23 protein-coding genes are annotated in these 24,311 nt (G+C 70.3%); 6 read left to right on the top strand and 17 right to left on the bottom strand.

Annotated elements, in window-relative coordinates:
* Positions 1–110 precede the first annotated feature (110 nt).
* From ABTX24_RS28380 to ABTX24_RS28390, 3 genes are read right to left on the bottom strand one after another with little or no spacing between them, the layout of a single operon-like run.
* The gene (locus ABTX24_RS28380; protein WP_350844450.1) at positions 111–527 is read right to left on the bottom strand and encodes a hypothetical protein; all 417 of its coding nucleotides are present in this window, start codon (positions 525–527) and stop codon (positions 111–113) included.
* On the bottom strand, positions 524–1,111 hold the full coding sequence (locus tag ABTX24_RS28385) for an anthranilate synthase component II (protein WP_350844452.1): 588 nt from the start codon (positions 1,109–1,111) through the stop codon (positions 524–526). Before ABTX24_RS28385 ends, ABTX24_RS28380 begins: the two co-directional genes overlap by 4 nt.
* Positions 1,108–3,048: an anthranilate synthase family protein gene (locus ABTX24_RS28390; protein ID WP_350844454.1), complete on the bottom strand. Its 1,941-nt coding sequence runs from the start codon at positions 3,046–3,048 to the stop codon at positions 1,108–1,110. The genes ABTX24_RS28385 and ABTX24_RS28390 overlap by 4 nt, the downstream gene beginning before the upstream one ends.
* 93 nt (positions 3,049–3,141) lie before the next feature.
* Between ABTX24_RS28390 and ABTX24_RS28395 the strand changes: the two genes are divergently transcribed.
* Together ABTX24_RS28395 and ABTX24_RS28400 are read left to right on the top strand one after the other, a co-directional pair.
* Positions 3,142–3,642: a SigE family RNA polymerase sigma factor gene (locus tag ABTX24_RS28395; RefSeq protein ID WP_160025847.1), complete on the top strand. Its 501-nt coding sequence runs from the start codon at positions 3,142–3,144 to the stop codon at positions 3,640–3,642.
* On the top strand, positions 3,639–4,259 hold the full coding sequence (locus tag ABTX24_RS28400; protein WP_350844456.1) for a hypothetical protein: 621 nt from the start codon (positions 3,639–3,641) through the stop codon (positions 4,257–4,259). Before ABTX24_RS28395 ends, ABTX24_RS28400 begins: the two co-directional genes overlap by 4 nt.
* 53 nt (positions 4,260–4,312) lie before the next feature.
* Here ABTX24_RS28400 and ABTX24_RS28405 read toward each other — a convergent pair whose 3' ends face one another.
* Positions 4,313–6,502, bottom strand: coding sequence for a HelD family protein (locus ABTX24_RS28405; RefSeq protein ID WP_350719278.1), 2,190 nt, complete (start codon positions 6,500–6,502; stop codon positions 4,313–4,315).
* A 116-nt stretch (positions 6,503–6,618) separates the two neighbouring features.
* Entirely contained in the window at positions 6,619–7,386 is a 768-nt protein-coding gene (locus ABTX24_RS28410) for an enoyl-CoA hydratase family protein (RefSeq protein ID WP_350844458.1), read from the bottom strand.
* A gap of 19 nt (positions 7,387–7,405) precedes the next feature.
* Between ABTX24_RS28410 and ABTX24_RS28415 the strand changes: the two genes are divergently transcribed.
* Positions 7,406–7,987: a protein-L-isoaspartate O-methyltransferase family protein gene (locus tag ABTX24_RS28415; RefSeq protein ID WP_350844459.1), complete on the top strand. Its 582-nt coding sequence runs from the start codon at positions 7,406–7,408 to the stop codon at positions 7,985–7,987.
* On the opposite strand, the gene ABTX24_RS28420 is transcribed toward ABTX24_RS28415, so the two are convergent.
* The gene (locus ABTX24_RS28420) at positions 7,984–9,120 is read right to left on the bottom strand and encodes a YihY/virulence factor BrkB family protein (RefSeq protein ID WP_160025854.1); all 1,137 of its coding nucleotides are present in this window, start codon (positions 9,118–9,120) and stop codon (positions 7,984–7,986) included. The two genes, ABTX24_RS28415 and ABTX24_RS28420, sit on opposite strands and share 4 nt — an antisense overlap.
* A 96-nt stretch (positions 9,121–9,216) precedes the next feature.
* Between ABTX24_RS28420 and ABTX24_RS28425 the strand changes: the two genes are divergently transcribed.
* Together ABTX24_RS28425 and ABTX24_RS28430 are read left to right on the top strand one after the other, a co-directional pair.
* Positions 9,217–9,777, top strand: coding sequence for an RDD family protein (locus tag ABTX24_RS28425; protein ID WP_350844461.1), 561 nt, complete (start codon positions 9,217–9,219; stop codon positions 9,775–9,777).
* Between the two features lie 60 nt (positions 9,778–9,837).
* The gene (locus ABTX24_RS28430) at positions 9,838–10,530 is read left to right on the top strand and encodes an RDD family protein (RefSeq protein ID WP_350844463.1); all 693 of its coding nucleotides are present in this window, start codon (positions 9,838–9,840) and stop codon (positions 10,528–10,530) included.
* Between the two features lie 63 nt (positions 10,531–10,593).
* On the opposite strand, the gene ABTX24_RS28435 is transcribed toward ABTX24_RS28430, so the two are convergent.
* The 7 genes from ABTX24_RS28435 to ABTX24_RS28465 are packed head-to-tail and all read right to left on the bottom strand — an operon-like array spanning position 10,594 to position 19,500.
* Entirely contained in the window at positions 10,594–11,781 is a 1,188-nt protein-coding gene (locus ABTX24_RS28435; RefSeq protein ID WP_350844465.1) for an acyl-CoA dehydrogenase family protein, read from the bottom strand.
* Positions 11,778–13,667 carry an acetyl/propionyl/methylcrotonyl-CoA carboxylase subunit alpha gene (locus tag ABTX24_RS28440; RefSeq protein WP_350844467.1) on the bottom strand — a complete coding sequence of 630 codons (1,890 nt, stop codon included), beginning with the start codon at positions 13,665–13,667 and terminating at the stop codon, positions 11,778–11,780. Before ABTX24_RS28440 ends, ABTX24_RS28435 begins: the two co-directional genes overlap by 4 nt.
* A gap of 5 nt (positions 13,668–13,672) precedes the next feature.
* A complete protein-coding gene (locus ABTX24_RS28445) occupies positions 13,673–15,241 on the bottom strand; it encodes an acyl-CoA carboxylase subunit beta (RefSeq protein WP_160025859.1) in 1,569 nt (522 codons plus the stop codon).
* Complete coding sequence (locus ABTX24_RS28450; RefSeq protein ID WP_350844469.1) at positions 15,238–16,371, bottom strand: acyl-CoA dehydrogenase family protein; 1,134 nt, start codon at positions 16,369–16,371, stop codon at positions 15,238–15,240. Before ABTX24_RS28450 ends, ABTX24_RS28445 begins: the two co-directional genes overlap by 4 nt.
* Positions 16,368–18,101 carry an acyclic terpene utilization AtuA family protein gene (locus ABTX24_RS28455; protein ID WP_350844471.1) on the bottom strand — a complete coding sequence of 578 codons (1,734 nt, stop codon included), beginning with the start codon at positions 18,099–18,101 and terminating at the stop codon, positions 16,368–16,370. The genes ABTX24_RS28450 and ABTX24_RS28455 overlap by 4 nt, the downstream gene beginning before the upstream one ends.
* Positions 18,098–18,904, bottom strand: a complete 807-nt coding sequence (locus ABTX24_RS28460) for a TIGR03084 family metal-binding protein (RefSeq protein ID WP_350844473.1) — start codon at positions 18,902–18,904, stop codon at positions 18,098–18,100. Before ABTX24_RS28460 ends, ABTX24_RS28455 begins: the two co-directional genes overlap by 4 nt.
* Positions 18,901–19,500, bottom strand: a complete 600-nt coding sequence (locus ABTX24_RS28465; protein WP_350719298.1) for a TetR/AcrR family transcriptional regulator — start codon at positions 19,498–19,500, stop codon at positions 18,901–18,903. Before ABTX24_RS28465 ends, ABTX24_RS28460 begins: the two co-directional genes overlap by 4 nt.
* Positions 19,501–19,614: 114 nt before the next feature.
* On the opposite strand from ABTX24_RS28465, the gene ABTX24_RS28470 reads away from it, so the two are divergent.
* The gene (locus ABTX24_RS28470; protein WP_160025863.1) at positions 19,615–19,974 is read left to right on the top strand and encodes a VOC family protein; all 360 of its coding nucleotides are present in this window, start codon (positions 19,615–19,617) and stop codon (positions 19,972–19,974) included.
* 97 nt (positions 19,975–20,071) lie between these two features.
* Here the strand turns inward: ABTX24_RS28470 and ABTX24_RS28475 are convergent, their stop codons facing one another.
* Genes ABTX24_RS28475 through ABTX24_RS28490 form a run of 4 tightly spaced genes read right to left on the bottom strand, consistent with a single transcriptional unit; the run spans position 20,072 to position 24,156 of the window.
* On the bottom strand, positions 20,072–22,738 hold the full coding sequence (locus ABTX24_RS28475; protein WP_350844475.1) for an ABC transporter permease: 2,667 nt from the start codon (positions 22,736–22,738) through the stop codon (positions 20,072–20,074).
* Positions 22,735–23,457: an ABC transporter ATP-binding protein gene (locus tag ABTX24_RS28480; protein ID WP_160025865.1), complete on the bottom strand. Its 723-nt coding sequence runs from the start codon at positions 23,455–23,457 to the stop codon at positions 22,735–22,737. The genes ABTX24_RS28475 and ABTX24_RS28480 overlap by 4 nt, the downstream gene beginning before the upstream one ends.
* On the bottom strand, positions 23,450–23,599 hold the full coding sequence (locus ABTX24_RS28485) for a hypothetical protein (RefSeq protein WP_350719302.1): 150 nt from the start codon (positions 23,597–23,599) through the stop codon (positions 23,450–23,452). The genes ABTX24_RS28480 and ABTX24_RS28485 overlap by 8 nt, the downstream gene beginning before the upstream one ends.
* Positions 23,596–24,156, bottom strand: coding sequence for a PadR family transcriptional regulator (locus ABTX24_RS28490; RefSeq protein ID WP_160025867.1), 561 nt, complete (start codon positions 24,154–24,156; stop codon positions 23,596–23,598). Before ABTX24_RS28490 ends, ABTX24_RS28485 begins: the two co-directional genes overlap by 4 nt.
* Positions 24,157–24,311: the final 155 nt, after the last annotated feature.

Here is a 24,311-nt window from a genome sequence, read left to right on the forward strand (position 1 = left end):
GATGTGGTCTGGACGGCGAGAGCGGTGGCGGATCGGACACCACCATCCTGTGCACCTCTCCGCGAACCGTAAGTTCGCCTACGGCGTCTCGATCCCGCGCGACACGATGGTCAGCGGAACTGCCTATTACTCGCCGGTATATGGGCAGTTCGCTCCCGGACTACCCCGACATGGTCGAACATCCGCACATGCGACGGGCGCATCCAGACGGCGTCGGGTACGTCCGCCGACGGGGTCGCCGGGAGGTCCGCGCGGCAGGCGTAGCCGAAGTAGCCGAACCACTGCTCCCCCGCGCCGATCTCGCGCTCCAGGACGTGCCAGATGTCGTCGCCGACGACCTCGGAGCGCCCACCGGTATGGCGCAGCACCTCGCGGCGAGCGGCGGAGTAGGTCAGCGAGACGTCGTCGTCCTCGAGCCAGCCGATCAGGGACCGCGTGCCGGACCACTCGCGCGCGCCACCACCATCGAGCCAGACGCAGCGCGGGTGCGCGGCGGCGACCTCGGCGAAGAGGTCCTCGACGCTCACCGTGGCCCCGGTCGGCCCAGGCTCTGCTGGTTCAAGAAGTTCGCGACCATCGCCGCGCCGTGCTGGGAGAGCACCGACTCCGGGTGGAACTGGACCCCCTCCAGCGGCAGATCCCTGTGCCGTACGCCCATCACGACCCCGTCCTCGGAACGTGCCGTCACCTCCAGGACATCGGGGACCGAGACGGCCGCCAGGGAGTGGTAGCGGACCGCCTCGAGCGGCGACGGGATGCCCGTGAAGACCCCGCGACCGTCATGAGTCACCCGGGCCACCTCGCCGTGGGCAGGCTCGATCCGGTCGACGACACCGCCGTAGGCGGTCACCAGCCCCTGCATCCCCAGGCAGACGCCGAGGACGGGCCGCCCCGCGTCCAAGAGTACGTCCCGCCCGACCGCGAAGTCCGCCGGATCGGCCGGGTGGCCGGGCCCGGGCGAGAGGACCACATGGGTGTAGCCGGCGAGGTCCCCGAACTTCACCTCGTCGTGCTCCACGACGTCCGGAAGGGCCCCGGTGACCTGCGCGACCATGTGGACGAGGCTCCACACGTAGGAGTCGTGGTGGTCGACCACGACGACTCTGGTCATTGGGCGAGCAGATCGCTGACGACGTCGTGGATGAGGTCGTAGCCGCGCTCGGTGAGGACCGACTCCGCGTGGAACTGGATGCCGGCGTAGTGCGGACCGGAGATGGCATGGATGTCACCCGTCTCCGGATCGGCATCCACCGACACCCCTGCGGGCAGCTCCGTCGACCCCACCCGTCCGACGAACGTGTTGTAGAACCCGACCCGCTCGCGACGCGGCCGCCCGCCGAACCCGAGACCGACGCGCGTCTGGGTGCCCTGGAAGACGATGTCCTTGTAGTGCAGCCCGATCCCGAGCTGGTGGCACAGCGCCTGGTGGCCGAGGCAGACCGCCAGGAACGGCTGCTCGGTCTCGAGCAGCGCTGCCACGGCGGCGCGGAGCTTGGCCATCTTCGGATCATTGCCATCGCGCGGGTCGCCCGGGCCGGGCCCGACGATGACGAGATCAGCACCCGCGAAGGCGCCGTCCTCGTAGTCCTCGTGCCGCACGACCGACGAGGTCATGCCGAGCACCCGCAGGACGTGGCGCAGCATGCGTACGAAATCGTCCTCGCCATCAAGGATCACCGCGTGCTTGCCGGCGAGGTGGGCCGAGGGCTCCTCGTCGCCCTGGTCGGTGAGCCAGAACGACGACAGCCGCCGGTTGCGGGCGGCCAGGGTCAGCAGCAGGTCCTCGTCGTTGACCAGCTCGGAGACGTCCTGGGCGAGCGCGGGCGCCGCCGGCACCAGCCCGAAGGCCGACAGGATCCCGCCGGCCTTGGCGTGCGTCTCGGCGACCTCGTACGTCGGGTCGGAGTCGCGCACCAGCGTCGCGCCGGCGCTCACCTTGAGCTCACCGGAGAGCGACACGTCCGCGGTGCGGATCACGATCGGCGAATCGACCGTCGGGGCGCCGGACTCGTCACGGCCGAGCAGCGCGAGGGCGGCGCCGTAGTAGCCACGGCCCTCCGGCTCGTACTTCTTGATCAGCCGGCACGCGTTCTCCACCGGCGAGCCGGTGACGGTGGCGGCGTACATCGTGTCGCGCAGGATCTCGCGCGGGTCCCGCGCGGAGCGGCCGGCGAGCAGGTATTCGGTGTGGATCAGCCGCGACATCGGCTTCAGGAACGGCCCGAGCACCTGGCCGCCCTGGTCGCAGATGTCGCACATCATCTTGAGCTCCTCGTCGACCACCATGAAGAGCTCGTAGACCTCCTTCTGATCCGTGAGGAAGTCGGTCAGCTGCCCCTTGAGATCGTGAGCGATCTTCTCGGGCGAACCCTCGAGATCGCGCGGCAGCCGGAAGGTGCCGGAGATCGGGTTCATCCGGACGTCGCCGCCGTGGACGCTCACGTGCCGCTCGGGCGAGGCGCCGATGAGGTAGCGGTCGCCGGTGAAGAAGCAGTAGGTCCAGTACGCCCCGCGCTCGCGCTCCAGAAGACGGCGCAGCACGGTGAGCGCGCGGGCGTGGTTCCAGTCGTCGAGCTGGGCCCGGTAGTGGCGGCCGATCACGAAGTTGGCGCCCTCGCCCTGGCCGATCTCGTCCTCGATGACGGTCTTGACCAGGTCGGCGTAGGTGTCGTCGTCCACGTCGAACCCACCGCGGTCGGTGAACTCGACGGGCACGTCCGGGAGCGCCTCGATGACCTCGGCGACGGAGAACTCCCACTCGCGCTCCACGTCGACGACCACCAGCGGGGTGCCGTCGTCGTGGGCCTCGAAGCCCCGCTCGCTCACCTGCCGGAACGGCACCGCGAGCAGCCGGTCGGCCACCTTCCCCGGCTCCGGGGTGCCCTCCTCGAGGGGTACGTCGAGCAGCGACTCGACCACGGACCGGGTGCCTGCCAGCATGCCGACCGTGTCGCGGTCACCCGCCCGCGAGGAGCGCCGGATGATCGCCCACGCCTCGTGCCCCGTGATCTCCTCGATCGCGGTCTTGGCAGGGCTGTTGGTCGTCATGGGATGAGCCTAATCCGCGCGCTGACGCGTGACCCATTCGATTCGGATGGTGGGCCGTGCAACCCCGCGGTGCCCCGAATCCGTTGACAGTGCGTGAGACGTTCCCAAGACGCCGAATTCGAGGCCTTCGTACGCCGCCACCGAGCGCCGCTCGTCGGCACTGCACGGCTGCTGACCGCCGGCGACGCCCACCTGGCCGAGGATCTGGTCCAGTCGACCCTGGTCAAGGTCTACCTGGCCTGGGGGCGAGCGTCCCAGCACCCCGCTGCGTACGCTCGCCGGACCCTGGTCAACTGCCTGACCGACCACCGCAGGCGCCCGTTCTTCCGGCGGGAGCAGGGCGCGGTCACGCTCCCCGAGGCACCGGTCGAGGATCCGGCGATGGTCGATCCCGAACTGGTCGCTGCGCTGACCGAGCTGCCGCCCCGGCAGCGTGCGGCCGTCGTGCTCCGCCATGTCCACGACCTCTCGGTCGAGGAGGTCGCCGACGCGCTCAGCTGCTCGACAGGAACCGTGAAGTCCCAGACCGCACGCGGCCTGGACAAGCTCCGGGCGCTGCTCACCCCCACCCAACTGACAGGAGACTCCCGATGAACGACGTGATCGACCGCCTCGCCCGCCTGACCCCGTCCCCGTCCGCCGCTGCGACCGAGGACGCCGCCGCCGACCTGCGCCGTGGCCACCGGGCGCTCTCCCGGCGCCGTATCAAGCGCGCCGCGCTCGGCGGCGCCGCGCTGACTCTCGCGGTCGGTGGCGCCTTCAGCGGGATCGCGCTGACCTCGGGCGACGAGGTCGCACCGATCTCCCAGGCCGCCGACAACGTACGCCTGGTCGACTACGACGGCGCCCAGATGCCCGGCTACACCGTGGCGAAGGTGCCCGAGGGGTTCGTGCTGCAGGGATCCGACCAGTACGTCCTCGCCGTCGCTCGCCCCGACGACAAGTCCTCCATCAGCGACTTCCGGGACAAGATCGTGGTGACCCTCGAGTCGCCCTCGTCACGTGCCGAGGGTGCCACCGACACCACCGTCAATGGCCAGCCCGCCACCCTCGTCACCACCCCCGACGGCGCGACGATGCTCAAGTACGCCTACCGCGACTTCACCGTCGTGATCCAGATGTGGAACTCCATCCACCTCTCCGACAAGCAGCTCGTCGAGTTCGCCGAGGGCGTCGAGGTCACCGCCGACGCCAAGCCCTCCGTCGGCTGACCCGAAACGCCGAGTCGGCGCGTTAGAACGCGCCGACTCGGCGTTTCGGCTTGTCAGGAGACTGTGGTCAGCAGCTGGGTCGCGCGGGTGAGGACGACGTAGAGCGTGGCGCGGCCGGTGGCCGACTCGCGTTCGATCTCGTCGGGGCTGACCACGACGATGCCGTCGAACTCCAGGCCCTTGGTGTCCAGGCCGGTGAGGACGACGATGCGGTCCTCGCCGGAGGGCACCGAGGTCGGGTCCGCGGCAGACGCCGCAGCCGAAGGAGCGTCGGCCGCGAACTCCGACCAGGACGCGAGCCACGAGTTGACCTCGGAGCGGCGCGCGACCGGGACCACGATGCCGACGGTGCCGCCGACCTGCGACGCGATCTCGGCGACCGCCTCCCGGGTGGCCTTCTCCAGGTCGACCGAGTGCTCGATGACCCGCGGCTCGACGCCGGTGGAGCGGACCGCGGTCGGCAGGTCGGCGTTGAGCCCGACGCGCTCGGCGTAGGCCGCGGCGAAGTCGTAGATCTCGGCCGAGTTGCGGTAGTTCGTGGACAGGTGGAACGCGTGGACCGGCTTGCCCTCGAGCGCCTTGGCCCGGGCGGCCTCGGCCTCCTCCGCCACCGGCCACGAGGACTGGGCGGGGTCGCCGACGATGGTCCACGAGGCCGTACGTCCCCGGCGACCGACCATCCGCCACTGCATCGGGGTCAGGTCCTGGGCCTCGTCGATGAGGATGTGGGCGAACGGGTCGTCGTCGATCCGGTACGTCGGCGGGCGCCAGCCACGACCCGAGGCGAACTCGCGGTCGGAGGCGGTCATCAGCTCGGCGATGTCGATGCCGCTCTGGTCGGCGTCGCGCTCGTCGGCGACCTGCTCGGGGATGTCGCCGATCGCGTAGCGGAGCTCGTCGAGCAGCGGGATGTCCTCGATGGCCAGGTCGGCGTCGGTCAGGCCGCGGCCGGCCCACGACTTGAGGAGCAGCTGCTGCTCGTCGTGCGTCAGGATTCCCTCGGAGACGCGGGCGAGGAACTCCGGCTCGCGGAGCCAGCCGAGCACCTCGCGCGCCTCCAGCGCCGGCCACCAGGCGGCGGCGAACTCGAGGAAGGCGGGGTTGTCGAGCATCTCGTCGTTGAAGACCTCGCGACCGCGCTCACGGCCGCGCTCGCCGCGTACCTGCCGCCAGAGGATGTCGAGAAGCATCTGAGGTACGCGACGCAGCTGCTGGTTGCGCCGGCCCTGGCTCATCAGCTGACGCCGCAGCTCACCGAGCCGCTTGCCGTCCAGGCGCAGCGAGTCGTCGCGGTAGAAGACCTTGAACTCGCGCGGGGAGCCCGGCGCCTGCTGGCGCGAGGCGCGGCGCAGCACCTCGGCCATCCGGACCGAGCCCTTCACGTCGGCGACGGCGGGGTCGTTGTGCCACGTCGCGCGTACGCCGTCCACGACCTCACCCAGGGAGCGCAGCGCCACCGCGGTCTCGCCGAGGCTCGGCAGGACGCGTTCGATGTAGCGCATGAAGACGCCCGACGGCCCGACGATGAGCACGCCGCCCGACTCGTAGCGGCGACGCTCGGTGTAGAGCAGGTAGGCGGCGCGGTGGAGCGCCACCACGGTCTTGCCCACGCCCGGACCGCCAGAGATGGTCGTGACACCCTTGCCGGGCGCGCGGATGGCCTTGTCCTGCTCGGCCTGGATGGTCGCGACGATGGAGTGCATCGTGCGGTCGCGGGCACGGCTGAGCTGGGCGATGAGCGCGCCCTCGCCGACGATCGGCAGGTCGGCACCGGAGCGCTCCAGCGCCTCGGCGTCGAGCAGCTCGTCCTCGACACCGATCACGCTCTGCCCCTCGGAGCGGAGCACCCGCCGCCGGATCACCGACCGGGGCTCGACCGCCGTGGCCTGGTAGAACACCGCAGCCGCGGGCGCCCGCCAGTCGATCAGCAGCGAGTCACGCTGCGCGTCGCGCAGACCGATCCGGCCGACGTAGCGCGGCTCGGCGTCGACCGACGGGTCGAGGTCGAGGCGACCGAAGACCAGTCCCTCGTGAGCGGCATCGAGCTGCGCGATGCGTCGCGCCGCCTGGAAGGCGAACGCGTCGCGCTCGACCAGACCACCTTCATGGCCCAGACGCCCACGGTCGCGGCCCTCGGCGGCCAGCTCCTGCGCAGCGCGCGCCGACTCTCCCAGCTGGAGGTAGACACGATCTACGAACCCCTGCTCCTGAGCGATCTCGCGCTCAGCCAGCTTGTCGTTCAACTGGATGTTCCCCCGTCACAAAGATCCACACCCGCCGTGCGCCCCCCATGGCGCACGGCAAGGAGATAACTCTACCCCCGACGTGGTGTTATGCGAGCACGGGTGCCACCAGTCGGCTACCGCTTGCGAGACAGGAAGGCGGTCATCGCCTCGCGGGCCTCGTCGGAGCCGAAGAGGCGGGCGGAGAGGGCTGCCATCTCCTCGCCGCCGGCGTCGATGTGCTCGACGAGGCCGCGGACCATGAGGCGCTTGGTCTCGCGCAGTCCCTGGGGGGAGCCCTCGAGCAGGGAGGAGGTGATGGCGGCGACCTCGTCGTCGAGCGAGGCGGCGGGGACGGCGGCGGTCAGGATGCCGATCCGGGCTGCCTCGGCGGCGTCGAACTTGTCGCCGGTGAGGAAGTAGCGGGAGGCGGCGCGGGCGTCGATCCGGGGAAGGATCGAGAGGGAGATCGCGGCGGGGGCCAGGCCGAGCCGGACCTCGGTGAGCGCGAACGAGACGGTGTCGGCGGCGATCGCGATGTCCGCGGCGGCAACGAGCCCGAGACCCCCGGCGCGCACCGGTCCCTGGACCTTCGCCACGACGGGCTTGGTGAGGGCGACGATGGTGCGCTGGAGACGTACGATCCCGCGGGTGCCCTCCTCCATCGGCACCGTCGCGGCCTCGGAGAGGTCGGCGCCGGAGCAGAAGACGGTGCCCGTGGCCTGGAGCACGACGGCCTTGACGGAGGTGTCCTTGTCGGCGGCGTGCAGCGCCTCGAACAGCTCGGTGACCAACTGGCGGGAGAGCGCGTTGCGGTTGGCCGGCGAGTCGAGGGTGATGGTGGCGACACCCTCGGCGACGTCGAGGTGGACGAGCTCAGCGTTGGTTTCAGGCGACTCAGTCATGGGGCAGACCTTACGGTGCTTGACTGGAGGTGTGGACCCGGTCCGCCATGCATTCTCCGCCATCCCCCGGGAGGGCTTTCTCCCGCCCGAGGAGCGCGACTTCGCGGCCTTCGACGAGCCGCTTCCGATCGGCCACGGACAGACCAACTCGCAGCCGCGGACGGTGGCCGACATGCTCCGTCTTCTCGAGGTCGCACCGGGTGACAAGGTGCTCGACGTCGGCTCCGGGTCGGGCTGGACCACCGCGCTGCTCGCCCACCTGACCGGCCCGGAGGGCAGCGTCATCGGGGTCGAGCTGGAGCCCTCGCTGGTCCGGTTCGGGCGCCGGAACCTGGCCGCGACCGACCAGCCGTGGGCCCGCATCGAGAAGGCGAAGCCCGGGGTCCTCGGGTGGCCTCGGCAGGCTGCGTACGATCGCATCCTCGTCTCCGCCGAAGCCGAGGCCCTGCCACGCGAGCTGATGGACCAGCTCGCCTCGCCCGGGCGGATGGTGGTCCCGGTCGCCGGGCTGATGATGTTGGTGGAGCGGAACGAGACGGGCGTGGCGCGACTGAGCAGCCACGGTTGGTATCGCTTCGTGCCGCTGCGGAGGAAGCCCTAGGAGCTCGTACGCTGCTCCGGCTCGCCCTCGTCGGGATGCGGCACCGCGCGCAGCTGGCCCGGCGGCACCGGCGGCGGTGGCTTGGTCGGCGGCAGAGGCCGGCTGAACTCGTCGTGGCGACGGATCCGCCTCGCGGTCTTGCGGAGCCAGGAGGGGTCCATGACGATCTCGTGGGTGTCGCCGTCGGGGCCGTCGAACGTGACCGCGACCGTCTCGAAGCCCTTGTGACGCTGCATCAGGGCATAGCTCGCGTAGGCGCGGCGGTCGGCCTCGGTCAGCTCGACATCGTCGGTGAAGAGAGTCAGCAGCGCGCGCGGCCACAGGTGACGGGCGTAGACGACGTTGACCTCGATCGAGAGCACCACCATCAGCGCCGCGATGTAGAGGAAGCCGACGAGACCGAGGACCAGCGCGAAGGTCTGGTTCATGCCACGGGTGGCGGCGAGCACGTGCTGGACGAACTCCGCACCGAAGTACTGCAGCACCTGCCACAGCATCGCGAACGTGAGCGCTCCCGGGAGAGCGTGGGCGAGGGCGTGGTCGCGCGTGGTGGCCATCCGGAAGACGACGCAGAGCATGCCGGTGACGATCACGACGGTGCCGAGGATCACCAGCCAGTAGCCAATGTCGACCGCCTTGAACCCGAGGAAGTCGGTGCGGCTCAGCACCAGCGACAGCGCGGTCACCGAGAGGATGGCCAGACCGCCGGCGGCGAGCATGAGCAGCGACCGCACCCTCAGCAGGATCGGGTTGGGGCGGCTGTTGCGCGGCACCGACCAGGCTGTGTTGACCGCGTTCTGCAACGAGAGGCCCAGGCCGAGCGCACCGTAGAGGGCGGTGAGACCACCGATCACGATCGCGCTGGACGAGCCTGTGAGCTCCTTGCGGCCGAGCTGGTCACCGATGATCGGGAACTGCGCCAGCGCCGTGTCGAGCACCGCCTCCTGCAGGCCCGGGTTGCCCTCCAGCACGAAGCCGAGGATCGAGGAGGCCAGCAGCAGGATCGGGAAGACGGCCACGAAGGCGTAGTAGGTGATGATCGCGGCGAGGTTGTTGCCCTGGTCGTCCCAGAACTTGTACAGGACGGCCAGCGGGAACGCGACCGGCGGAAACCGGCGCTGAGCCCGATCCATTGCCGTCGCCGCTCCAGCCATAAGGGTCAGGCTAACCCCTGTATGACCCGATAGATTGAACGTCGGTCAGGTCAGCAGGCCAGCACACTCGAGGAGATGACCCACCAGATGTCGAACTTCGGCCCGCCGCCCGGGCCACCGCCAGGCGCACCGCAGGGCCCCACTCATGGACCGGGCGAGCAGCCCCAGGCCCCGCCGTGGGCACAGCAGTCGTACGTCCCCGCCGGCCCGCCGCTGGCGACCTGGGGTCGCCGCGCCGGCGGTGCGCTGATCGATGCGGCGCTGCTCGTGCCGTTCTATCTGGTCGCCGGCGTGGGAGGCGGGTTGTCTCAGGAGTCCGGCTTCTTCGTCACCATCTTCGGCCTGCTGGTCACCCTGGTCGGCTGGCTGGGGTTCATCGGCTTCGCCGTCTGGAACCACGTCCTCAAGCAGGGCCGCACCGGCCACACCATCGGCAAGAGCGTCGTCGGGATCAAGCTGATCCGCACCGAGTCACAGGCGACGACCGGCGTCCCGATGGCGCTGGGGCGACAGCTGCTCCACGTCCTCGACGCGTTCTGCTTCATCGGCTACCTGTGGCCGCTGTGGGACGACAAGCGGCAGACCTTCGCCGACAAGATCGTCAGCACGCTGGTCGTGGTGGAGCCTCGGTCATAGCCACAGCGGGCTCAGGCGTGTGCGCTGACAATTGCGTAGAGATGTGGCCATACTCGGCGCATGTCTAACTACGGCCCGCCTCCTGGCGCCCCGCAGGACCCCTCCGGCCAGCCCCTGCCGCCGACTCCGCCGCCCGCACCGGCCTACGGTCAGCCCAGCGCTCCGCCGCCTCCGCCCGCGCCGGGCTACGGCGCCGCTCCGGCCGCTCCCGGCTACGGCGCCGCCCCGGCCGGGTACGGCTATGGAGCCCCGACCCCGCCGTACGCCTCCTGGGGTGCACGCGCGGGTGCCTTCATCATCGACGGACTCGTCGGCGCGGTGGCCATGATCCCGTTCTGGATCGGCTACGGCCTGCTCATCGGCGGAGCCGCCTCCGGTGGTGTCTCGGAGTATGACCCGAACACCGGCATGTACACGCCCGCCGGCGAGCCCAACGGGGCCCTCATGGCCATCGGCGGGCTGCTCATGTTCATCGGCTTCCTCGTGTCTCTTGCCTTCCTGTTCTGGAACTACGGCCTGAAGCAGGGCAAGACGGGATACACGATCGGCAAGGGCGTCCTCGGCATCAAGGTCGTCAAGGAGGCCGACGGTCAGGTCCTCGGCACCTGGTTCTCGATCGGGCGCTTCTTCGTCCACTACCTCGACCAGCTCGCCTGCTACATCGGCTACCTGTGGCCGCTGTGGGACGACAAGCGGCAGACCTTCGCCGACAAGATCCTCAGCACGATCGTGATCATCGAGCCGAAGAAGTAGAGACAGACGTACGCATCAGGGCCGGTCGCTCACGCGACCGGCCCTGTACTCATTTCGCCGTGATCAGTAGGACTTCGGGAGCCCCAGGGTGTGCATGGCGATGTAGTTGAGGATCATCTCCCGGCTGACCGGGGCGATCCGCCCCAGCCGGGCGGCGACGAGCTGGTTGGCCAGGCCGTACTCGACCGTCAGGCCGTTGCCGCCGTGGGTGTGGACCGCGGCATCGGTGGCGTTGCAGGCGACCTCGCCGGCGGCGTACTTGGCCATGTTGGCGTACTCCCCGGCACCGGCGTCGTCGCCGGCGTCGTAGAGCGCGGCGGCCTTCTGCCACAGCAGGCGGGCCTGCTCCAGCTCGATCTTGACCTTCGCGAGCGGGTGCGCGATGCCCTGGTGGGAGCCGATCGGGGCGTCCTTCCAGACCGACCTCGACCCGGCGTACTCGACCGCCTTGCCGAGCGCGTAACGCGCCATCCCGCAGGAGAGGGCGGCGCCCATGATCCGCTCGGGGTTGAGGCCCGCGAAGAGCTGCCAGATGCCACCGTCCTCGTCGCCGACGAGGGCGTCGGCGGGGAGACGTACGTCGTCGATGAAGAGGGTGAACTGCTTCTCCGGCGCCTCCCAGGCCATCGGGATGACCTGCTTGGTGAAGCCCTCGGAGTCGGTCGGGACCACGAAGAGGGCGGGCTTGAGCTTGCCCGTCTTGGCGTCCTCCGTCCGCGCGACGATGAGGACCGAGTCGGCCTCGTCGACGCCCGAGATGAAGGTCTTCTGACCGTTGAGCACCCAGCTGTCGCCGTCGCGCTTCGCCGTCGTCGTGATCTTGTGGGAGTTCGAGCCGGCGTCGGCCTCGGTGATCCCGAAGGCCATCAGATGCGAGCCGTCGGCGATCGCCGGCAGCCAGCGCTTCTTCTGCTCGTCGGTGCCGCAGCGGCCGATGATGCTGCCGCAGATCGCCGGGCTGACGACCATCATCAGCAGCGGAGCGCCGGCGGTCGCAGCCTCCTCGAGCACGGCGGCCAGGTCGCTCATGCCACCGCCACCACCGCCGTACTCCTCGGCGATGTTCACGCCGAGGAACCCGTTGCGGCCCATCTCGAGCCACATCTCGGTCATCTTGCCGCCCTCGCGGGCCTGCTTGGCGACGAAGTCGTGGCCGTACTTGCCGGCCAGCTTCGCCACCGCCTCTCGCAGCGCGGTCCGCTCCTCGGGCTCGCCAAACGGATTGGGCACAGTTGCGGCGGTGGTGGTCATGCTGTCTCCTCTACGACGGCCAGCACCTCACCGGCGGCGACCTGGGTTCCTGGTTTGACGTTGATCTGAGCGAGTACGCCGTCGGTGGGCGCGGTGACCGTGTGCTGCATCTTCATCGCCTCCAGAACCAGCAGCGGCTGGCCCTCGGTGACGTCGCTGCCGGTCTCGGCGAGCACGCTGATGACCGATCCCGGCATCGGCGCCAGCAGGCTTCCGGGCTGGGTCTGGGTCGCGGGGTCGGTGAACCTCGGACGCTTCCGCAGCGCGGTGTGGCCGAACGAGGAGTCGACGTCGATCCGGTCCCCGGCGACGGCGATCTCGTACGCCGTGCGCAGGCCGTCGCGCTCGAGAACAACCCTGCTCTGACCTGCATCGATGACCTCGAAGCCGTCGATGCGATAGCCATCGCGGGTGCCGTACCACTCCACGACGAGGCCATCCTCGGAGTCATCCTCGAAGACCGTCCGCTGCGGCTGGCTCGTGACGTTGCGCCAGGCGACCGGGAGCCCCGGGCGGCGGGTCGCCTCGGCCAACGCGACCGCTGCCGCGACCGCGGCACCGGGGTCCTCCGCGCGTGGAAGGAATTTTTCTTCCGCGAGAAGAGAGGTGCTGACCTCACCGGACCGGAACGCCTCCGACCCGAGGATCCCGATCAGCTGCTCCCGGTTGGTCACCAGGCCATGGATCTTGGCCGTACGCAGCACCCCGACGAGCCGCCGGATCGCCGCATCACGCGTCGGGGCGTGGACGATCACCTTCGCCAGCATCGCGTCGTAGAAGGTGCTGACCTCCGAGCCCGACGTGTAGCCGGCATCGACGCGCGCATCCCCGGGGAACTCGAGCGTCGTCAGGGTCCCCGACTGCGGCTGATAGTCCGCTGCCGGATCCTCGGCGTAGAGCCGTACCTCCACCGCATGCCCAGTCACATCGGTGGTCGAGCTTGTCGAGACCCCCGAAACTCCCTCGGCCACCGCGATCTGCAGCTCCACCAGATCCACCCCATGAACCAGCTCGGTCACCGGGTGCTCGACCTGCAGGCGCGTGTTCATCTCCAGGAACCAGAACCGCTCCGAGGCGGCGTCGTAGAGGAACTCGACGGTCCCGGCGCCGCGGTAGTCGATCGCCGCGGCGGCGTTCCGGGCGGCCTCGTGGAGCGCCGACCGGACGGTGTCCGGGAGCAGCGGAGCCGGCGACTCCTCGACGACCTTCTGGTGGCGACGCTGCACCGAGCAGTCGCGCTCGCCGAAGACCGCCACATTGCCGGCTCCGTCGCCGACGACCTGGACCTCGACGTGGCGGCCGGCCTCGACGTACGGCTCGACGAAGACGGTCCCGTCCCCGAAGGCGGACGCGGCCTCGGCCTCGGCCTTGGCGATCTCGGCGCCGAGAGCGTCGAGGGAGCGGACGATCCGCATCCCGCGGCCGCCCCCGCCGGCGGAGGCCTTGACCAGCAGCGGCAGGTCGGACTCGACCGGCGAGGCCGGCGCCTCCAGCACCGGGACCCCGGCGGCGGCCATGATCTTCTTGGCCTCGATCTTGGAGCCCATCTGCTCGATCGACTCGGGCGCGGGCCCGATCCAGACCAGACCGGCCGCCTCGACGGCGCGGGCGAAGTCGGCGTTCTCCGACAGGAACCCGTAGCCCGGGTGGATCGCGTCGGCGCCGGCCACCTTGGCCGCCTCGATGACGAGGTCGGCGCGGAGGTAGGTCTCGGCCGGGGCGTTGCCCGGGAGGCGTACGGCATGATCCGCCTCCGCCACGAACGGCAGGTCCGCGTCGGCGTCGGAGTGCACCGCGACGGTCTCGATGCCGAGCTTGCGGGCGGTGCGGAAGACGCGCGAGGCGATCTCGGCGCGATTGGCGACGAGGATTCGACTGATGGTCATGGCACTCACATCCTGAAGACGCCGAAGTTCATGGCGCCCTCGATCGGTCGGGTGGCGATGGCAGAGAGGCAGAGGCCGAGGACGGTGCGGGTGTCGCGCGGGTCGATGACCCCGTCGTCGTAGCCGAGGCCGGAGAGGAACATCGGCAGCGACTGCTCCTCGACCATCCCCTCGACCATCTCCTTGACGCCCTTGAACCCGTCGGCGTCGAAGACCTCGCCCTTCTTCTCGGCCGACTCGCGGGCGACGATCTCCATCACGCCGGCGAGCTGGGCCGGCCCCATGACCGCGGACTTGGCAGAGGGCCACGTGAACAGGAAGCGGGGGTCGTACGCACGGCCGTTCATGCCGTAGTTGCCCGCGCCGTAGCTCGCGCCCATGATCACGGTCAGGTGCGGGACGGTGGAGTTGGAGACCGCGTTGATCATCAGGGCGCCGTGCTTGATGATGCCGCCCTGCTCGTACTCCGTGCCGACCATGTAGCCGGTCGTGTTGTGCAGGAACAGCAGCGGGGTGTCCTTCTGGTTGGCGAGCTGGATGAACTGCGCCGCCTTCTGGGCCTCTTCCGACATCAGGACGCCGCGGGCGTTGGCGAGGATGCCGATCTCGTAGCCGTGCAGCCGCGCCCAGCCGACGCAGAGGCTCGATCCGTAGAGCGGCTTGAACTCGTCGAACGGCACCTCGTTGTCGGGCCCGGTCCCGTCGACGATCCGCAGGATCGCCTCGCGCGGGTCGAAGGGCTCCTTGAGGTCGGTCGGGATCAGGTCGAGCAGGCCGTCGGGGTCGAGCTCGGGCTCGTAGCTCGCCTTCGGCTCGGGACCGCGCTTGCGCCAGTTGAGCCGGGCCACGACGCGTCGCGCCTGCCGGATGGCGTCGTGCTCGTCGACGGCGAGGAAGTCGGAGGAGCCGGAGATGCGCGAGTGCATCTCGGCGCCGCCCAGCGACTCGTCGTCGGTGTCCTCGCCGGTGGCCATCTTCACCAGCGGCGGGCCGGCCAGGAAGACCTTCGCGCCCTCCTTGACCATGATCACGTAGTCGCTCATGCCCGGGACGTACGCACCACCGGCCGTGGAGTTGCCGAAGACCACCGAGATGGTCGGCTGCTTGCGGGCGGAGGCTCGCGTCAGGTCGCGGAACCCCTTGCCGCCGGGGATGAAGATGTCCTTCTGGGTCGGCAGGTCGGCACCGCCGGACTCGGTCAGGTTGATCGTCGGGAGACCGTTCTTCTCCGCGATCTCCGCGGCCCGGAAGGAGCGCTTGAGGGAGTAGGGGTTGAGCGCCCCGCCCTTCACCGTCGGGTCGTTGGCGACGATCATGCACTCGACGCCCTCGACCACACCGATGCCGGTGATGATCGAGCCACCGACCGGGAAGTCGCTGCCCCAGCCGATCAGCGGCTGGGTCTCCAGGAACGGGCTGCCCTCGTCCAGCAGCAGCTCGATCCGCTCGCGGGCGAGCAGCTTGCCGCGCGCCTTGTGGCGGGCGACGTACTTCTCGCCGCCTCCGGCCGCCGCTTTGGCGTGCTCGGCGTCGAGGGCCTCGATCTTCTCGAGGAGGGCTTCTCTGTTGCTCATCGGTCCAGTCCCAACAGCTTGGCGGCCAGGTCCGTCATCACTTCGGTGGCTCCTCCTCCGATCGGCAGGATCCGGGCGTCGCGGTAGTGCCGCTCGACCTCGGTCCCGTGCATGTATCCCGTCCCGCCGTGAAGCTGGACGGCCTGGTCGACGACCCAGGTGCAGGCCTCGACCGCTGTCTGCTTGGCCAGCGCCGCCTCGGCGATCGTGGCCTGGGTGGACCCCTCACGGTCGTAGCGCGCGACCACGGCGTGGGTGTAGGCCTTGGCCACCTCGACCTGCCGGTGCATCTCGACCAGCTTGTGACGTACGACCTGACGCTTGATCAGGGGCTCACCGAAGGTCTCGCGCTGGCGGCAGAAGTCGGCGGTTAGCGCCAGGCAGCGGGCGGCGGTGCCGTAGCCCTGCACGGCCAGCGCGATCCGCTCGGTCACGAACGCCTCGGCGATGTAGATGAACCCGGCGTTCTCGTCACCGACGAGGTTGGCGGCGGGGACGCGTACGTCCTCGAAGGCGAGCTCCGCGGTGTCGGAGCAGTGCCAGCCCATCTTGGCCAGCTTGCGGGTGACCGTGAAGCCGGGGGTGTCCTTGTCGATCACGAGCAGGCTGATGCCGCCGGCGCCCTTCCCGCCCGTGCGGACGGCAGTGGTGACGAAGTCGGCACGTACGCCGCTGGTGATGAACGTCTTGGCGCCGTTGACCACGAACTCGTCGCCGTCGCGTACCGCCGTGGTGCGCAGGTGGGAGACGTCGGAGCCGCCGTCGGGCTCGGTGATGGCGAGGCTGCCGATCTTCTCACCGGCCAGCGTCGGCTTCACGTAGGTGTCGACGAGGTGGGGCGAGCCGTGCTTGACGATGTGCGGCAGCGCGATCCCGTGGGTGAACAGGCCCGCGAGCAGGCCGGACGAGGCACCCTCGGACATCATCCCCTCGGTCACCGCGACGGTGTCGGCCAGTCCGCCGCCCTCGCCGCCGGCCTCCTCTGGGAATCCGATCCCGAGCAGGCCCTGCTTGGCAGCGGCCTTGTGGACCTCCCGCGGGATCTCCTGGTTGTCCTCCCAGACCTGCAGGTCGGGGAAGACCTCACGGCGGGCGAACTCGGCGCCCAGCTCGAAAAGGTCGTTGCTCACTGAAGTCCTTCCCGGACGAAGTCGGTCGGCATGTCGACAAATCGGCTCCGCGCCCATTCGCCCAGCCCCTTGGCCTGCGGGTCGAACCGCGTCGAGGCGGCAACGCCCTCCCCGAGCAGGTCGTGGATGACGATGTTCACGCCGCGCAGGTGCGGCAGCGGGGTGATGTCGATGGCGAGCTCTTCGGCCTCGGGGATCAGCTTCCGCACCCACTCCGGGTTCACGGTGTCCAGCAGCCACTCGACGGCCGCGTCCGGCTTCCCTTGCGGAACCCAGAGCCCGAGGTTGGCATCGCCACCCTTGTCGCCGGACCGCGCATAGACCAGCTCCCCCAGCGCCCGCCGAGACGTCGCCCCGGTCGGCCGAGGCGTCGCTCGCGTCGGCCGAGTGGTCACCTCGGCCGACGCGCGTGACGTCTCGGCCGACGTACGTGACGCCTCGGCGCAGGCCAAGGGGGCCGGGACCTCGTAGGTCGAACCGTCGGGAAGGTGGACGGTCTCCGGGGCGCGGTCGCGCCGGACGTACGCAGCCTTGTAGATCCCGAACGGAGACGGCCGTCCCGGGGGCGCGGTGACGTGGAAGCCCGGGTAGGAGGCGAGCGCCAGCTCGATAGCCGGTGCCGTCAACGCCCGTCCGACGGCGTCGGCGTCCGCCGCCCGCGCGGAGAGCCGCAGGATGCAGGCGGCTCCCTCTTCGGTCGGCGAGTCGGGGGCCGGGACGCGGTAGGTCGACCAGGTGTAGTCCGGCCCGATCGGCAGCTCGGCGTCGAGCTGGTCACGCAGCCAGGCGGCCTTGGCGTCGATGTCAGGGCCGGTGAGCACGAACTCGGCCGAGTTGCGGTAGCCCCCGAGCGAGTTGACCGCGACCTTGAGGGTTGCGGGCGGCGGGGTGCCGGTCACGCCCGTGATCGCGGCCCGGTCGATCCCTACCTCCTCCAGACGGATCGAGGTCAGGTCGGTCGTCACGTCGGGACCGAGGTAGAGCGGACCCTGGATCTCGTAGAGCAGCTGCGCGGTGACCGTGTCGACCGTGACCGTACCGCCGGTCTCGTCCTGCTTGGTGATGATCGAGGAGCCGTCGACCGCGATCTCGGCGACCGGGAAACCCAGCGGACGCGCCCGTGCCTGCGGCGACATGGTCAGGAACCCGGAGAAGTTGCCGCCGGTGGCCTGGGTGCCGCACTCGATCACGTGCCCGGCGACCACGGCGCCGGCGAGCTCGTCGTAGGAGTCGCGCTTCCAGCCGTGGTGGGCGATCGCCGGCCCGACGACGACGCTCGCATCGGTGACCCGACCGGTGACGACGATGTCGGCGCCGGCGTCGAGTGCATGCGCGATCCCGAAGGCACCGAGATAGGCGTTGGCGGTCAGCGCGTCAGGGTGGGAGTCGAGCCGGCCCCGGAGGTCGTCTCCGTCGACATAGGCCACCTTGGCAGAAGTCCCCAGCGCCTCGATGGCGGCAGCCAGGCCGGCGGGGTTGAGACCACCGGCATTGGAGACGATCTTGACCTCACGCTGCAGGGCGAGGTCGATGCTGTCCGCGACCTGCCGCAGGAAGGTCTTGGCATAGCCCGTCGACGGGTCCTTGAGGGTGTCCTTGCCCAGGATGAGCATGGTGAGCTCGGCGAGGTAGTCGCCGGTGAGCACGTCGAGCCGACCGCCCTCGAGCATGTCGCGCATCGCCGAGAACCGGTCGCCGTAGAAGCCGGAGCAGTTGCCGATCGTGATCATCGCGCGTCCCCTTCCGGGGCCCGTCCGGAGCCGGCGGGGCCGGCGAACGCCTGGGCGATGCTCAGCCACTTCTCGGCGTCGTCCCCGGTGGCCTCCAGCGCCGTGTCGTCGCGGTGGATGCGCTGGATGACGAGACGTGCGAAGTCGTACGCCGGGCCTCGGACGCTCTGCGCCGCATCCTCAGGACCCCACTCCCAGACCTCACCGGACGGAGCGGTCAGCTCGACCCGGAACGGGGAGCTCGGCGGAGTCAGGCCGTGGACGCCGTAGGAGAAGTCACGGGTGCGGGTGCCGAGGTGGCAGACGTGCTTGATGCGGTCGCTGGGCTCGTAGGTGAGACCGAGCGCCTCACGCACGTCCAGCCCGTGGGCCCAGGTCTCCATGAACCGCGCGGTCGCCATCGAGGCCGGCGACATCGGCGGCCCGAACCAGGGCAGCTTCTGCCCGTTCGGGACGTTCGCAAGCGCACCGGCGAGCTCGCCGCGTACGCCGTCCCAGTGCTCCAACAGGTCCGTCGCCGGCATCGTGGCCAGTGCCAGCGCAGCCTCGTCGACGTACCCCTCGGGATTCTTGAGCGCCTCGGTGACCAGCTCGTCCCACGCGGTCGCGTCGCCCGCGACCCACTCGGTCGCGGCGAGCGCGGCCTCGTCGGTCCAGGCCAGGTGGGCGATCTGGGCGGCGACGTCCCAGCCTGCGGCCGGCGTCGGTTCGCGCCAGCCCGCCTCGCTCAGCCCCGCCACCACCTGGCGCAGCTCGAACCCCTCCATGGAGAGGTCCTCGAGAAGTTCATCCAGCAGACTCATCGCAGCTCTCTTTCCAGAACCTCGGCCCAGTGATCGAGGATCCGCTCGCGTCGGGCGGCGTCGTCGGTAATCGTGTCAGCCAGACCCAGGCCGCGGACCAGATCGAGCGTGGCCTGCACGAGCTCGCGCACGCCGGGTTTCCTCTCGTCCACGTCGAGCAGCTCGACCGTGGCCCGGTGGAGCTCGCGGCCGATGCGCTGCTCGAGCGGACCCACCGCGGCAGCCAGCTGCTCGTCGGTGCGGGCCGCCACCCACAGCTCCAGGGCCGCGGCGAAGACCGGGGAGGTGACCTGCTCGGCGAGCATGGCGAGCACCTGCCGCGTACGCTGCCCGCCCTCCGGAAGCGCCCGGGCAGCCTCCTTGAGTGCCTCACCTCGGGCTTCGGTGATGTGCTCGACCGCGGCCACGACCAGGTCGTTCTTGGCCGGGAAGTGGTGCAGCTGCGCCCCGCGGGAGACCCCGGCGCGCTGGGAGACGAGCGTGGTCGATGTGCCCGCGAAGCCGCGCTCGACCAGCAGCTCGACGGTCGCGTCGAGGAGACGCGCCCTCATCGCGCGGGTGCGCTGCTCCTGAGGGATGCGGGTGGCCTGGCTCACAGACAGGCACTCTGCCGCGCCAGAAACAAACAGTCAACCCTGACTTTATTTTTCTGAGACGACGTCACCACAGGCGGAAGCAGAACGTCCGGAACCGCTCGTAACGTCGACCGCATGGCTATCGCACGCAACCCTCAGTGGGTCATCGACTGTCCCGACACGGCGGCCCTTTCCACCTTCTACGCGCAGCTTCTCGGCTGGGAGTCCAAGGTCGACGACGACGGCGGCTGGGCCAGCGCCTGGGGCGACGGCGGATCGCTGGACTTCCAGCGCGTCGACAACTACCAGGCTCCGAAGTGGCCGGGCCAGGACGTACCTCAGCAGACGCATCTCGACGTCACCGTCGACGACCTCGATGAGGCCGAAGCAGCGACCCTCGCCCTCGGCGCCACCAAGCACGAGGTCCAGCCCGGCGAGTCCTTCCGCGTCTTCCTCGACCCCGCCGGCCACCCCTTCTGCCTCTGCAAGGCCTGACGCCGAGAAGTCACCTGCGCCGGCCGAGAAGTCACGTACGCGGATCGAGTCGGCACCAACATGCCAACTCGATCCGCGGGAGTGACGCCTCGGCGGGCTATTCGACCCGGGCCACCATCGGCAGGCGCCCACGGGTGGTGACCGCGACGATGAGCGCGATCAGCAGGGGAAGCCCGACGACCACGATGCCGACGAGGTCCCACGGGATCTCGAGGTAGTGCGCGGCGACGCTGTCGCGCTCCGGCCAGCCCTCGGTGGTGATCGGATAGCTGATCGCGATCCCGGGAACGAACCCGATCAGCGCGCCCGGGACCGCCCCGATGAGCGTCACGACCAAGGCGTACGAGGCAGCGACCCCGCGTCGCGTACGCGTCCTGGCTCCGACCGCCGACAGTGTCGCCAGGTCGGGACGGGCGTCGTTGAGCGCCAGGTGGGTCGCGGTCAGCGCGCCACCGATCATCAGCACGGCCCCCAAGGTGACCAGGAGCAGCCAGACGATCACTGCAGTGTCCGTCTCCTGGTAGCCACGCTCGATCAGGATCGTCGTGGGGAACTGCCCGGCGGCCAAGGCCTCGTCGAGGTCCGTCTCGGCAGCGGTGCTGAGCCCGGCGTTCTCGACGTAGAGGCCCAGGACCCGCGGTTCGACACCGAGCTTCTTCACCATCGCCGGCGTCACGACCGCGTACGCGGGCGCTGCCCGCTCGCCGACGTCGAGGTAGGTCGCCGGCACGTCGACGGTGACCGCGTCGCGATCCTTCTGCTCCTCCTCGGACCACTCCTTGACCACCAGGCGCGCGGACGTCGAGGACCGAAGCTCGTCATCGGTGGTGAACACCACCGCACCCGAGGACCTCAGGGTCTCCGCGGCAGCGGCGGCATCGCGCCCGGAGAGCGACCGCGCGACGGCGGGCGGAAGGGTCCCGTCGGCGACGACGAGGTCGCCGAACTCGCCGATGGTGGTGTCGAGCGGGATCGCCTCACCGTCACCGGTCTCGACGGCGACGTACCGTCCGTCGGCCTCCGAGGTCGCGCCGGTCGTGAGTGCCACCGTCGCTCCCGGGATGGCCTTCTCGACCTGCGCGGCGATGTTCTCCCACCGCGCTCTCGTCTCGTCCGGGTCGACGTCGCTCTCGGTGGCGCTGTGCCGCGGATGCACCACGGCGTCGCCGATCGTGATGGAGGGCAGGTAGCTCTCCTGGTTCTGCTCCTGGTCGCTGCTGAACGCGATCCCGAGCGTGACCACACCGACCACCGTCACCGCGATCGCACCGGCAGCCGGCACCGTCCGGGTGCGGTGCCGATCGGCGTCGCGGGTCGCGAACCGGATCACCAACGGCATCCGGGCGCTGAACCGCGCGGCCGCGGACACGAGGGCGGGGAGGATGAACAGCACGCCGGCGACACAGAGCAGTACGCCGAGAGCGATCGGGATCCCGCTGAGCGCGTTCCGGGTGCCGAACGCCGCCGATCCGACTCCGGCGGCCACCAGCACGAGGCCGATGATCGGCGAGCGCCGCGAAGGCAGGGTCTCGGACCGGCGCCCCGACAGTACGCCGACGGCGTTCTGTCGCGAGGCGATCCAGGCCGGCACGATCGCCGCGCAGATCGCGGCCGCGAAGCCGATCACGGCGACCGCGAGGACCTGCAGCCACGGCACCTCGAACGGGCCGAACCAGGCCGAGACCTGATCCTGGGCGAGCGGCTGGAGCAGCCGCGCCAGCCCGACGCCGAGGGCAGCGCCGACGACCGCCGCCACCGCACCGATGACGATCGCCATCCCGAGCAGGACGCGCCGGGACTGCCGAGCGGTCCCTCCCGAGGCCGCGATCAGAGCCAGGTCGCGCGCCTGGCGCCGGGCCGCGACCGCGAACGCCGGCCCGGCCAGCAGGACCACCTCGAGGACGACCATGACCACGATGAGGACGAGGACCACGAGCTCGGACGGATCCGGGGCGCCCATGGGCGGACGGATCTCCTTGTCGGCCGCACGAGCCGCCGCCGGCGGGTCCATGACGACCGAGCGCGAGAGCACGAAGGCACCCGCAGCGTTCAGGTCCTCGATGTCGGACCAGGTCACCGGTCCGCCACCGACCAGCCAGGTCGAACGGTCGCTGGTGTAGTCCACCGGAAGGTCCACACCGGCGATGAAGGGGTCGTTGCGTACGGTCGCCGACTCGACGATCCCGACGACCTTGCGCGTCTCATCGAGGTCGCCGTTCGGGATCAGCAACTCCTCCCCGACACCCGGACCCCGGAACGCGAGGTTGGAGTTGACCACGACCTCGTCCGGCCCCTGCGGGAGACGGCCCTCGGTCAGCCGGGTCAGCCCAGCGGCGAGCGGGTCGTTCAGATCGGTCTCCAGGCCGCTGGCCCAGGTGACTCCCTTGTCCGTGCGTACGTCGAAGGTCCGGTCCTCGGCCACGAGCAGGGGGCGGTCCCCGATGACGGCCTTCACCCCGGCCGCGTCGAGCGGGTCGGCGCCGGACTCGTCGAGCCATTCGGAGGCGTTGTCGGGATCGATGCCCTGCCGCACGACGGCGGAACCCTGGACGTCGATGCTCGCCGCGGCCTCGGTGCCGAGCCGGCGGTCGAGGCCCTCCACGGTGTCGACGTCATAGGTCTGGTACGTCACCGCGACCGCGGTCACGCCCGCCACCGGCAGCGCGATCATCAAGATGACCAGCAGGCTGCGCCACTTCGCCCGCCGTGCCTCCCGTTGCCCGAGCCGGAGCGCGAGCCGCCAGCCGGCGAGACTCCCGCTCATGCTTCGACCTCGTCCACGAGTGCCAGGTTCGGCGTCTCGCCGGCCTCGTCGACGACGAGCCCGTCGCGGACGTAGATCACCCGGTCGGCCCAGCTGGCGTACCGCGGCTCGTGGGTCACCAGCACACCGGCCGCGCCCGCGTCGCAGCGTGCCCGGATCAGCTTGAGGATGTCCTCGCCGGTCTCGGTGTCGAGGGCGCCGGTCGGCTCGTCGGCCAGGATCAGGCGACGCTCGCCGACGATCGCACGGGCGATCGCGATCCGCTGTCGCTGCCCACCGGACATCTCGTCGGGGAACCGGTCGGCGAAACCGTCGAGCCCGACCTCCTCGAGTGCCGTCCTCGCAGCGGCCTGTGCCGCGCGCCGACCGGCGCCGTCGAGCTCGAGCGGCAGCGCGACGTTCTCGGCGGCGGTCAGCGCCGGGATCAGGTTGAAGTCCTGGAAGACATAGCCGATCGACGTACGCCGCAGCTTGGCGCGCCCGCTGACCCCGGCCTCGCCCAGGTCCTGGCCGTCGACCTCGACGGAGCCCGAGGTCGGCGAGTCGAGACCGCCGGCGATGGTCAGCAGCGACGACTTCCCGGAGCCGCTCGGCCCCATGATGGCGACCAGCTCACCGGCGTACGCAGCGAGGCTGACGCCACGCAGGGCGTGCACCTCGGCGGCGCCGGTGCCGTGGACGCGGCTCACGTCGGTGAGCCGGAGGACGGGTTCACTCATCGGTGGACTCCTTGGTCGAGGTCTTGCCCGGTGTGGCGGGCGTGGCGTGGACGCGGCGGCTGAGCCGCTCGCGGGCGTCGGCGAGCCAGCGATCGCTGTCGTGGCTGAGTCGGCGCAGGTCGTGGGCGAGCGCGGCGTTCATCGCGCCCCTCCTTCGGTGGACTCGGCGGGCTCCGGAGCGGTGCTCGTGGAGGCCGCCCGGCGGAGCCGGGACTCGCAGTGGTCGAGCCAGCGGATCTCGGCCTCGGCCGCGAAGATCAGGCGATCGAGGACCAGCCCGCCGGCGAGGTCGTCACCGGCTCCGGATCGCGACTGGCGGCGGTATCCCTGCAGCGCCTGCATCGTCGCGTTGCGCTGCTGCTGGACGACCTTGCCGACGTCCACGCTCGGCACCGCGACCGCCACCGCGAGCTTGATCGCGAGCTCGTCGCGCTGCGGCTGCGTACGCTCCACCGGGGTGTCGAACCACCCCTTCACCTCGACCTTGCCGGCCTCGGTGAGCTGGTAGAGGGACCGTCCCTCCGCGTCGGTCCCTCCAGCCTCGACGAGGCCGTCACGCTCCAGTCGCGACAGGGTCGTATAGACCTGCCCGACGTTCAGCGGCCAGCTCGCGCCGGTGCGCTGCTCGAACTCGGCGCGCAGCTCGTAGCCGTAGCGCGGCTTCTCCAGCAGCGCAAGCAGTGCGTGTTTCACGGACACTCGATCACCTCCCTTGGTTACTTACTGAGTATGTATATACCGAGTATGCATCGCTTCGCAAGGCGCCGAATTGAGGGCGACGGCACCCACGGCTGCCTGGGAGACTTCTCCCCGCTGGATCGGGCCGGCGGTCTTGCCGGCCCGTGAACCTCCTC

Origin of the sequence: Nocardioides sp. NPDC127514, from assembly GCF_040302125.1 — a bacterium.
Classification (GTDB): Bacteria; Actinomycetota; Actinomycetes; order Propionibacteriales; family Nocardioidaceae; genus Nocardioides.